We start from the raw sequence: 10,916 nt of genomic DNA on the forward strand, positions 1-10,916 counted from the left end.
GGCGTGGTCCGCGCCGCGTCAGTAGATGGAATATTCGCCGCCCTTGAAGAACTTGCCGTCGACGAAGGTGGCGATGTCCTGCTGGCTCAGCTTGCGGTCGGTGAAGACGTCGTCGCCATGGGCGATGTACCAGTCCTGGAACTCGCCGATCGCCTTGCGGACATTGTCGGCCGAGGTGTCGCCCTTGATGAACTCGTAGCCCGAGGGATCGACGATCTGGAACTTGGCGATATCGAGCGGCACGCGGGTGCCCTTGGAGATGATCGCCGCCGCCTCGTCGACATTGTCCTGGATCCACGCCGTGGCGCGGCGATAGGAAATCAGGAACGCCTTCACCGCCTCGGGATACTGCTCGGCGAAATCGCGCATGGCGAAGAACGAGACGCGGCCGGCGCCGTTCTCATAGACGCCCCTCTCCACCGTGCGGCCGACGATCTTGACCTTGCCGGAGAGATAGAGCGCGGCGCCGGAATTGTTGCCGATATGGGTGGCGAGGCCATCCACGGCGCCGGAGAGCAGCGCGGCGTTGCGGGCGCCGTTGTTCTCGACGCCCTCGTAGCGGATCTTGCCGGCCTTCAGGCGGGTGTCGAGCGGCAGGCCGGCGGCCTCGAAGGATTCGAACACCGAGGTGTAGGAGCAGCCGATGCGGTTGGAGCCGTAAACCTTGCCCTCCATGTCGGCGATGGAGTTCACCTCGTTATTGTCGGCACGGGCGAGCAGCGGCGTGCGGTACTTGTTCGACGCCTCCGACACCCAGACCACCACGGCATCGAGGCCGTTGGCCCGGTGCGCGGTGGCCGGGTACAGCATGCGCTGGGCGATGGCGATCGAGCCGCGGTTGAGGCCGGCGGATTCGGCACCCGACAGCTCGGCGGCGCCGGAGGCGATGAGATTGACCTCCTTGACGCCGATCTTGTCGAACTCCTCCTTGAAGATGCCCTTCTCCTGCGCCACCACCGACCAGGGATTGAGCTGGAGGTTGATGAAGGTCAGCGGCTCGGCGGCGTTCGCCAGCGGCGCGGAGACCGCGAGCGCGACCGCGACCAGCGCCGCCTTGCCGAGGCAGGCCCGGAGGAATTTGCCGCGCGAATTTTGGGGCGCAACCTTGCTCGAAACCTTGCCGAAGCCGCGACCGGCGGCCGAACCCAACCCGTTTTCCACGTCCGTCTCCGTATTTGAACGTCGTCTGAAAGAAGATCACGTGACGTTAAGCAGAACGGTCAGGAACGGGAACAGATCTTCATCCAATGATTCCGGCAGATAGAGAAATTTATACTCAATAATCGGCCCGATAGGGATTCACCATCCGCCCGCATGACGTAGAGTTGCGGCATTGGCGGGACATCAGAACGGCAGGACGGTTCGCGACGACAGCACCTCCATCGAGAAGCGCGACGTGACGTTCTTGGGCGAGGCGCCCTCGATCAGGCGATTGTAGAAATCGTCATAGGCCTGCATGTCGGGCACGACGACGCGCAGCAGGTAGTCGATGTCCCCCGCCATGCGATAGGAGTCCATCACCTCCGGCATCGATTGCACGAGGCGACGGAAATTGGCCGCCCATTCGCGGGTGTGGTTGATCGCCTCCACCGCCACGAAGGCGGTGAGGCCGAGCCCGACCTTGCGCGAATCCACCAGCGCCACCCGGCCCTTGATGATGCCTTCCGCCTCCATCTTGCGGATGCGGTTCCAGCACGGCGTCTGCGACAGGTTCACCAGCCGGGCGATCTCGGCGATGGGCTTCGAGGCATCGGCCTGCAGGATGCGCAATATATTGTGGTCGATCTTATCCATTTCCCCCTCCTTCCCGCCGCCCCCGGCGAGCAGGGGCGGCTTGCGATCACTTGAACGGGAAACCCAGCGCCTCGAGTTGGCGGCGCAGCACGTGCCGCCCCTTCAGCGAGGCGACGGAATGCAGCCGCTGCAGCGCCAGCCGAGTCCAGGGCGTGGCGTCGAGCCCCTGCGCGGCGCGGAACGCCAGGGCGTGCCGGTCGGCGCGGGCCAGCACCTCCTCCTCGCCGACGGTCGAATAGACGTCGCGGTGCAGGACGCCCGGCTGCGGGATGCGCGGCTTGACGTCGGTCACCACCGCGGGGTCCGGCCGGCCGATGGCGAGACCGACCACGGCATAGGCGCGCGGCGGCAGCTTGAGCGCATGCGCCACGGCGGCGGCATCGTTGCGCAGCGCGCCGATATAGACCGCGCCGAGCCCGAGCGACTGCGCCGCCACCAGCGTGTTCTGCGCCGCGAAGGCGGCGTCGAGCGAGGCGATGAGGAAGCTCTCGGTGTAGTCGAGCCCGTCGCTGGCGAGGCCTTCGCGCTCGGCGAGGCGCTGCACGCGGGAGAGATCGGCGACGAAGACGAAGAACAGCCCGGCGGTCTCGATATGCTTCTGGTTGCCGGCGATGGCGGCGAGCCGTGCCCGCAGCGCCGGATCCTCGACGGAAATGAGGCTAAAGGCCTGCACATTGGAGGAACTCGGCGCCGACTGCGCCGCCGCCACCAGCACCTCCCGCGTGCCCTCGGCGAGCGGCTCGGGCGAGAAGGCGCGCACCGAACGGTGGTTCAGCAGCACGGAAAGCGTCTCGCTCCACGGCAGCACGTCGGCGGCGGCCGGCTCGCGATAGCGCTTGTGCAGCGCCTTGGGCGCCACGGCCTCGGCATCGCGGAAATGCTCGGCAGGGGTGATCTCGTTCATGGTCTTGTCTCCGAATGGAATTGTCAGGCCACCCGCCGGGCCGACTCCGCCTCGGCCCGGCGGGCGAGAACGGCGGCCAGCCGCGTGGCCTGGTTGATCTGCTCCTTGAGCGAGCTTGCCTCGAACAGCTCGCCGCGCAAGGGATGCCCGACCGCGAACAGCGTGTCGGAGATGCGTCCCTCGCTGTCGACGAGCGCCAGCGTCGCCGGATCGGCCCGCACGCCGACACCCACGGGGTGCGGCACGGCGGCGCCCCGGCGCAGCAGGTTGCGCACCAGCGGGTCGTCGATGCGGGTCCAGTCGAATTCGAAGCCGAGGCTGCTCACCACCCGATCGGCGTCGAGGTGGAGCGGCGCGCCGCCGCCCTTGGGACACAAGACGACGCGTAGGCCGGCACGCAGGCCGGCGTCGCCCGGCACGATCCCGGTGACGGTGCCGGCCAGATGGCGCAGCCGGCCCTCGGCCTGGGCCCGGGCGAAGAAGGCGTAGGAGGATGGCGCCCCCCGGTGCATGGCGAGGTTCCAATAGGGCAGCAGGCGATGCGCCAGCCGGACCCGCTCGCGATCGGCGAGCCCGGCCCAGATCGCCGCCGCATGCTGGCGGAACAGCGGCGGGAGGCTCTGCCAATCCCGCTCCGCCGCCGCCACCGCCCGACGCTCGCGCCGGATCCAGCGCAGCACCGAGCGCGCATTGCGCGGCAGCTCGGCTGCCTGCGGCGTGCCGGGCCATGGCGCGACCTCCCGGCGTGGCGCCACCAGCAGCCCCCGGCGGGAGACAATGGTGTAGCGGCCGCGAAAGCCGCGCTTCTCCAGGCTCACCACGGCATCGAGCATCGACAGGCCGGAGCCGAGCAGCAGGACATGCGACGCCTGCTCCGCGCCGGCGAAGGCGCCGGGGGCGAAGATGTCGCCGACATAGGCGGGATGGCCGAGAAGCCCGGCGGCGAGCGCCGGCTCGCGGCGATGAAGCCCCGTAGCCAGCACCACCCGCCTGGCGGTAAGCGTGGCGCCGGAAGCTAGGGTCAGCGTGGGACCGTCGACATCGACCACGCGGTCGCGGCGATGGGTGAAGCGCACCCGTCCGCCGGCCCGTCGCACCGCTTCCGCCAGTTCGCGCTCGAGATAGGCGCCGTAGAGCGCACGCGGCGGCGAGCTCTGGGCGATGTCGCCGGCCGGCGGCGACCAGCGCCCGGCCTCCGCCTCGGCGCTCAGCCAGTCGAGGAAATGCCGTTCCGGCTGGTTCTCCAGCAGGGCGAAGCCGCCGGCAAGACCGTTGACGACGTGATCGGGCTCGCTTGTGGCATAGGCGATGCCGCGGCCGAGCCGCGCCGCCGGCTCGACCACCGTCAGGTCGAGCGGCCCGGCGCTGGAGGCGATGAGGTGCAGCGCGGTGACCGCGCCGGCGAAGCCGCCGCCGACGATGGCGATGCTGTGGGGAGCCGGAAGCGTCATGGCGGCGTTCAGGCGCTGGCGCGCAGAGCGTCGCCGGCGAAGCGGCTGTCGGGGCGCGGCAGGCCGTAATGGTCTCGCAGGGTGCGGCCGCTATATTCGGTGCGGAACAGCCCGCGCCGGCGCAGCAGCGGCACCACTTCGTCGGCGAACACGTCGAACCCGCCGGTCAGCCAGGGCGGCATGATGTTGAAACCGTCCGCCGCGCCATTTTCGAACCACAGCTGGATCTCGTCGGCGATGCGCTCCGGCGTGCCGGCGAGGACGAAGTGGCCGCGCCCGCCGGCAAGGCGGTTGATCAGCTGGCGGATGGTCGGGTTCTCGCGGTCGAGAATGCCGACGATCAGCTGGAAGCGGCTCGCGGCCCCTAGGGTGCCGTCGATATCGAGCAGGTGGCGGGGGAACGGGCCGTCGAGATCATAGCCCGACAGGTCGATGCCGGTCATGCGCCGAAGCTGGTGCAGCGAATATTCCGGCTGGATCAGCGCGTTGAACTCGTCCTCCAGCGCCTTCGCCTCCGCCTCGGTCGAGCCGATGAACGGGCTGAGACCGGGCAGCACCTTGATGTGCTCCGGCCGGCGGCCGAGCGCGGAGGCCCGCGCCTTGATGTCGGCATAGAAGGCCTGCGCGCTGCCCAGCGTCTGGTGCGCGGTGAAGATCGCCTCGGCATAGTGGGCGGCGAAGGAGCGGCCATCCTCTGAGGAGCCGGCCTGCACATAGACCGGCCGCCCCTGCGGCGGGCGTGGCGCGTTGAGCGCGCCCTTCACCCGGAAATGCTTCCCGGCATGCTCGATGGGGTGGATGCGGGCGGTGTCGGCGAACAATCCGCTCGCCTGATCGGCGATCACGGCCTCATCTTCCCAGCTGTCCCACAGCTTGGTGACAACCTCGACGAATTCCCGGCTCCGCTCATAGCGCTCGGCATGCACCGGATGCTCCACGAGGCCGAAATTCTGCGAGGCGGCGGCCTGCGAGGTGGTGACGATGTTCCAGCCGGCACGTCCGCCGCTCAGATGATCCAGCGAGGCGAACAGGCGGGCGAGGTTATAGGGCTCGTTATAGGTGGTGGAGGCGGTGGCGATCAGCCCGATATGGCTGGTCACCGCGCCGATGGCGGCGAGCCAGGTGATCGGCTCGACCCGGTAGCGGGCGGCGTAGCGGATATTGTCGGCGAGCACCGGGCCATCGGCGAAGAACAGCGAATCGATGGTGGCGGCTTCAGCCCGCTTGGCGAGGTCCTGATAGTAGGTGATGTCGTTGAGCCGGCTGATATCCGTGCCCCCGTAGCGCCAGGCGGCCTCGTGATGGCCGCCGGGATAGACGAAGAGGTTGAGCGACAATTGGCGGCGCTGGCTCATGGCACTTCACCCTGTGGAACGGTTTGCAGCCCCAGAGGGCGCGTGTCGGCATAGCTCTCCATCGAACGCGGCCATTGTCAATATATTCTATCATTTTTATCTACTATAGCGTCTGCAGAAAGGCGACGAGGGCGGCGCGCTCGGCCGCATCGAGGTCGCGCGGACGCAGCAGCGCGTCACGGCGGGCCGCCCCGGCATGGAGCGGGCTTCGGGCTTCCGCCTCGTTGCGCACCCAAACATCGCCGCCGCCACGGGCATAGAGGTTCACCACGGCTTCGAGGCTGGGGAACAGGCCGTTATGCATATAGGGCGCGGTGCGGCCAACATGGCGCAGGCTCGGGGTGCGGAAGCGGCCGGCATCCTGCATCTCGCCGGTGAGACGGAAGCGGCCAAGATCCTCGCGCGGCTCGCCGAAGGCCGACAGGCCGAGATTATGGGCGCCGCCATCGGCGAGCATGGGGCCGGAATGGCAATTGGCGCATCCGGCCTTGGTGCGGAACAGATGCAGGCCGCGGATTTCCTGGTCGTCCAGGCTGGCATAGTCGCCGCCGAGGAAAGCCTCGAAGCGGGTCGGCGCATCGAGGCCGCCGAGATAGGCGGCGAGCGCGGCGCCGAGACGGCCGGCGTCGATCCCATCCTCGCCGAAGGCGGCGGCGACGAGCGGGCGGTACTCCGTCAGCCCGGCCACCCGGACCGCGACGGCGGCGGCATCGGCATTGGCCATCTCGTCGCGATGCGCCAGCGGGCGCAGCGACTGGGCGGCGAGCGAGCGCTCCATCCCTTCCCAGCCGAAGCCCGCATGACGGGCGACGCCGAGCAGCGAGGGGGCATCGCGCGGCGCGGCGGTGGCGGCCGCCGGCCGCAACGGGCGCGGATCGGCGAAGCCATGGGCAGGATCGTGGCAGCTCGCGCAGCTCATCGCCCCGGAGGCGGAGAGCCGCGGATCGCCGAACAGCGCCGCGCCGAGCCGGGCAAGTGCCGGATCGGGCGGCGGCAGCGGCGCGGGTACGCCGAAAGCGACGAAATCGGCGCCCGGCTCCAGCTCCGGGGCCGGCCAGTGCGCCGGGGGGCGGGCATAGAGTGCGCGCAGCGACGCGGCATCGGGTGCATCCGCGCTGCGGCTGCCCGCTGCGGCGGCGCCGGAGAGGCCGAGCAGCAGCGCCGCCGCCAGTGCCCGGCAGACCCGCCGCCTCACGAGGTGCCGAGCAACCGCCGCAGCCGCGCCAGCTGCGCCTCGAGCGGGGCGCGATAGTCGATGGCGTCGGCGATCCGGCCCTGCGCATCGACCAGGAACAGCACGGCGGTGTGTTCCATGGAGTAGTTGCCGTCCGGCTGCGGCACCCGGCGATAGGTCGCCTTGAAGGATGCCGCGGCCGCCGTCGTCTCCGCCTCGCTGCCATAAAGGCCGGTGATGCGCGGATCGAAGGCGCCGAGATAGGCGGCGAGCTGGTCCGGCGTGTCGCGGGCCGGATCGACGGTGACGAACAGCACCTTCAGCCGGTCCGCCTCCGGCCCGAGCTCCGCCAGCACCTGCGACAGCTCGTAGAGCGCCGTGGGGCAAACCTCCGGACAGGAGGTGAAGCCGAAGAACAGCACATAGGGCCGGCCGCGCAACGCGCTCTCGTCGAGGTACTTGCCGTCATGGGTGGCCAGGGTGAAGCGCGAGGGCGTCTCCTGCGCCGCGCCGGGAGAGGCGAACGCCGACAGGGCCAGGCACAGGGCCAGGAACCCGGCCACGAGCGGGGGCAGGCCCTTGATCAGTGACAATCCGGCGCGTCCTGCTCCAGATAGACCTCCAGCGCGACATTCGTCGCCCATTCGCCGATCTTCCGGTCCCAGAACGGGGAATCGGCCAGCGCGGCCAGCGTCGAGCGCAGCGCCTCGGCCTGCGGCGTGCCGCTGGCCGGCAGCGCCACGACCAACGGTGTAGAATCGCGCGCTGGCAGGGTGGCAGAAAATTTCTTCCATTCGGCTTCTCCAAACAGCCGACGCAGCACCACCTCGTCATGGATGGCGGCGTCGCATGCGCCGGTGCGCACTTGCATCAGGGCGAGTGCCGGCACCGGCTGGACGATCTCCCGCCCGCCCGCGGCGCGCACCAGGCGGCGGGCGCGTTCATTGGAGGCGACCACGCACACCTTGCGGCCGGCGAGCCCCTCCCAGGAATGAATGTCGGTATCGGTACGCATCGCCACCGACAGGCCGGACCGGTAGCCGCTCGGCAGCAGCTCGATGCCCGAGGGCGGCGCCCCGTCCTGCGGCGCCACTGCGAGGTCGACACGGCCGGCGGCGAGCGCTTCCGCCGCCCGGTCGCCGATGTCGACCAGCTCGACCTTGCGGCCGAGGCGACGGCCGATCTCGGCGGCGAGCTCCAGATCGAAGCCGTCCTGGGTATAGAGCCGCGCCGCCGGCACGTCGGCCGTGGGCGGCACATGGGCGACGCCGATCCGCAGCGGCGGCGCCGCGGCCGACGCGCTCGCCGCCAGCAGCATGAGCGCCGCAGCCCAGCCCGCCAGAGCCAAACCCGCCAGAGCCAAACCCGCGAGGCGCACGCGCTGCAGACATTTTCCGACGCTCGCCTTCACCCGCTCCTCCGCTGCGTTGGTGTCGCCGCCAGCCTGCCCCGGCGCCGGGAGAAAAATCATCTCTCTGCCCGCATCCATTCGGCGGGCTGATCCAAATCCGTGCGCAAGGACCGAAAACGCCTCCGCTTTTCCGCTCCTAGGCTGATCACTGCCTTTCCCGCCCTGCGCGAGGGAGGCGACCGCCACCTCCATCAGCCCGGAGATCCGCCATGACCGTCCATGCCACCACCGCCGCCTTCGCCGCTGCGGGCGACGCCCCCGTGCCGACGATTTCCGCCGAGGAGCTGCGCGCCGCGGTGCTCGGCCCGGAGGAGGTCGCGGTAGTGGACGTGCGCGAAGGCGGGCGCTTCGAGGCCGGGCATGTCTCGGTGGCGGTGCCGCTGCCGCTGAGCGAGATCGAGCTGAAGATTGAAGCGCTGCTGCCGCGCCGGTCGATCCGACTGGTCGTCACCGACGACGACGGCGGCGAGATCGGCGCACGCGCCGCCCGCCGGCTGGCGCAGATCGGCTATTCCGATGTCCGTCTGCTGGCCGGCGGGCTCGCCGGCTGGCAGGCCGCCGGATTCGAGCTGATCACCGGGCAGTATTCGCTCAGCAAGGCGCTCGGCGAGTTCGTCGAACGCCGCTACCACACGCCGCGGATCTCCGCGACCGAGCTGGCTCGGCGGATCGAGGATGGCGGTGTGGTAGTGCTCGACACGCGGCCGATCGAGGAGTTTCACCACATCAGCATTCCCGGCGGCGTGGCGGCCCCCGGCGTCGAACTGCTCTACCGCATCTTCGACGCCGTTCCCTCGCCCGATACCCCGGTGGTGATCAATTGCGCCGGCCGCACGCGGGCGATCATCGGGGCGCAGGCGCTGCTGAATGCCGGCTTCCCCAATCCGGTGGTCTCGCTGGAGAACGGCACCGCCGCCTGGCTCCTCGCCGGGCTGGAACCGGCAAGCGGCGCCGACGCCAGGCTGCCGCCGCCCGGCCCCGAGGGGCTCGAACGGGCGAAGGCGGCGGCCGCGCGGGTGGCGGAGCGCTTCGGCGTGCGGCGCATCGATGCAGACGGACTGGCGGCGCTACGCGCCGAGGCCGGCAGCCATACGCTGTATCTGTTCGACATCCGCACGCCGGAGGAACACGCCGCCGGCCATCTCCCCGGCACGATTTCCGCCCCCGGCGGGCAGCTGGTGCAGACCACCGACAGCTTCGTCGGCACCCGCGACGGCCGGATCGTGCTCGTCGACGACGCGGACGGGGTGCGGGCGACGCTGACCGCCTCCTGGCTGATCCAGCTCGGTTTCGAGCACGTCTTCGTCCACGCCGCACCGGCGGCGGCACTGACGGAGGCCGGCGTCGCGGCGCCCCGCATCGCCGGCGGCGAGCCGGTGGTGGCCGGGGTGTCGCCGCAGCAGGCCGACGCGCTGATCCAGGACGGCGCGGTGGTGCTCGACGTCGAGCCGGCCCCGCCCTATTTCCGTCCCCGCCGCTATGTGCCGGGTTCCTTCGTCGCCCGTCGCTCGACGCTGGCCAGCGGCCTCGCCCAGCTGCCCGGCGCCGGGGCGATCATCCTCACCTCGGCCGATGGGCGGCTCGCCGCTCTTGCCGCCTCCGAACTGGAGAAGCGGACGGCGCGCCGCGTGGTGGCGCTCGAAGGCGGCACCGATGCCTGGGTCGCCGCCGGCCTGCGGCACGAGACCGGCCTCGACCAGCCGGCGCTGCGGGCGGAGGAGGCGCTGGCTCCGGCGCCGACGCTGGAGGAACGGCGTGTCTCGCTCGACGCCTATGTGCGCTGGGGCGACGTCATCACCGAGCAGTTGGAGCGCGACGGGCTTGTGCGCTTCCGCGCCTTCGGCTGAATCCTCCCGCCGGGCGGCGAATCCGCACACTCTCCCGGAACACCGGCGCGATCCTCACGTTGAGGATCGCGAGGACCGTGCAGGAGAGCCGCCTATGGCGCCCCGTGCTGTGTGGAAAGGCTATCTGCGGATCGGCGAACTGAGCTTTCCGGTCGCGCTCTACACCGCGGTGTCGACCGCCGAGCGGGTGAGCTTCCACGGCTTCAACCGCAAGACCGGCAACCGCCTACGCCGCATCTTCGTCGACCGCGACACCGGCAAGGAGGTCGCGCGCGACGACCAGGTGAAGGGCTACGAAGTCGCGCCCGACAGCTATGTGGTGTTCGAGCCGGAGGAGATCGCCGCCACGGTGCCCGAGGGCGACAAGGCGCTGGCGGTGAACGCCTTCATCGCCTGCGCCGAGATCGACGATCTCTATTTCGAGCGCCCCTATTATCTCGCCCCCGCCGGGCCGGAGGCGGCCGAGGGCTATGGCCTGCTGCGTGAGACGCTGAAGCGCCGCAACGTCGCGGCGCTGGCCAGTGCGGTGCTGTTCCGGCGGGTCCGCACCGTGCTGATCCGCGCCCATGAGGACGGGCTGACCGCGACGCTGCTGAATTTCGACTACGAGGTGCGCGCCGCCGCCGAGGCCTTCGCCGACATCGCGCCGATCCGCATCGACAAGGAGATGCTGGACCTCGCCCGGCACATCATCGCCACCAAGCAGGGGCGGTTCGACCCCGCAAGCTTCGACGACCGCTACGAGGCGGCGGTGGTGGAGTTGGTGCAGGCCAAGGCGGCCGGACGCACGGTGAAGCCGCCCAAGGCGAAGAAGCCGGAGAAGGTGGTGAGCCTCATGGAGGCGCTGCGCCGCAGCGCCGGCATGGAGGCCTCCGAGCCGGCGGGCAAACCGGCCAAGTCGGGCAAACGTGCGGCGCCGCGCGCATCCGCGGCCCGCGCCAAGGCGGGCGGCGCGGCACCGCGCAAGAAGGCGAGCTAGG

At 70.2% G+C, this 10,916-nt stretch carries 10 protein-coding genes; 2 read left to right on the plus strand and 8 right to left on the minus strand.

Features of this window, described 5'->3' with window-relative positions:
• Nucleotides 1-18: 18 nt before the first annotated feature.
• The 8 genes from J2X65_RS03355 to J2X65_RS03390 form a co-directional block, all read right to left on the minus strand.
• Complete coding sequence (locus tag J2X65_RS03355) at nucleotides 19-1,161, minus strand: ABC transporter substrate-binding protein (RefSeq protein WP_310197988.1); 1,143 nt, start codon at nucleotides 1,159-1,161, stop codon at nucleotides 19-21.
• Nucleotides 1,162-1,344: 183 nt separating this feature from the next.
• Entirely contained in the window at nucleotides 1,345-1,794 is a 450-nt protein-coding gene (locus J2X65_RS03360; protein WP_213364098.1) for an Lrp/AsnC family transcriptional regulator, read from the minus strand.
• 46 nt (nucleotides 1,795-1,840) lie between these two features.
• Nucleotides 1,841-2,698: a nitroreductase family protein gene (locus J2X65_RS03365; RefSeq protein ID WP_310197998.1), complete on the minus strand. Its 858-nt coding sequence runs from the start codon at nucleotides 2,696-2,698 to the stop codon at nucleotides 1,841-1,843.
• A gap of 23 nt (nucleotides 2,699-2,721) precedes the next feature.
• Nucleotides 2,722-4,149, minus strand: a complete 1,428-nt coding sequence (locus tag J2X65_RS03370; protein WP_310198001.1) for an FAD/NAD(P)-binding protein — start codon at nucleotides 4,147-4,149, stop codon at nucleotides 2,722-2,724.
• Between the two features lie 8 nt (nucleotides 4,150-4,157).
• Nucleotides 4,158-5,504: an LLM class flavin-dependent oxidoreductase gene (locus J2X65_RS03375; protein ID WP_310198003.1), complete on the minus strand. Its 1,347-nt coding sequence runs from the start codon at nucleotides 5,502-5,504 to the stop codon at nucleotides 4,158-4,160.
• Nucleotides 5,505-5,607: 103 nt separating this feature from the next.
• The gene (locus J2X65_RS03380) at nucleotides 5,608-6,699 is read right to left on the minus strand and encodes a cytochrome c peroxidase (protein ID WP_310198006.1); all 1,092 of its coding nucleotides are present in this window, start codon (nucleotides 6,697-6,699) and stop codon (nucleotides 5,608-5,610) included.
• On the minus strand, nucleotides 6,696-7,271 hold the full coding sequence (locus J2X65_RS03385) for an SCO family protein (protein WP_310198008.1): 576 nt from the start codon (nucleotides 7,269-7,271) through the stop codon (nucleotides 6,696-6,698). Before J2X65_RS03385 ends, J2X65_RS03380 begins: the two co-directional genes overlap by 4 nt.
• Nucleotides 7,262-8,149: a transporter substrate-binding domain-containing protein gene (locus tag J2X65_RS03390; RefSeq protein WP_310198011.1), complete on the minus strand. Its 888-nt coding sequence runs from the start codon at nucleotides 8,147-8,149 to the stop codon at nucleotides 7,262-7,264. Before J2X65_RS03390 ends, J2X65_RS03385 begins: the two co-directional genes overlap by 10 nt.
• A 149-nt stretch (nucleotides 8,150-8,298) precedes the next feature.
• On the opposite strand from J2X65_RS03390, the gene J2X65_RS03395 reads away from it, so the two are divergent.
• Complete coding sequence (locus tag J2X65_RS03395; RefSeq protein ID WP_310198014.1) at nucleotides 8,299-9,936, plus strand: rhodanese-like domain-containing protein; 1,638 nt, start codon at nucleotides 8,299-8,301, stop codon at nucleotides 9,934-9,936.
• Nucleotides 9,937-10,030: 94 nt separating this feature from the next.
• The gene (locus tag J2X65_RS03400; protein ID WP_310198016.1) at nucleotides 10,031-10,915 is read left to right on the plus strand and encodes a Ku protein; all 885 of its coding nucleotides are present in this window, start codon (nucleotides 10,031-10,033) and stop codon (nucleotides 10,913-10,915) included.
• Nucleotide 10,916: the final 1 nt, after the last annotated feature.

Origin of the sequence: Ancylobacter sp. 3268, from assembly GCF_031456575.1 — a bacterium.
Classification (GTDB): Bacteria; Pseudomonadota; Alphaproteobacteria; order Rhizobiales; family Xanthobacteraceae; genus Ancylobacter.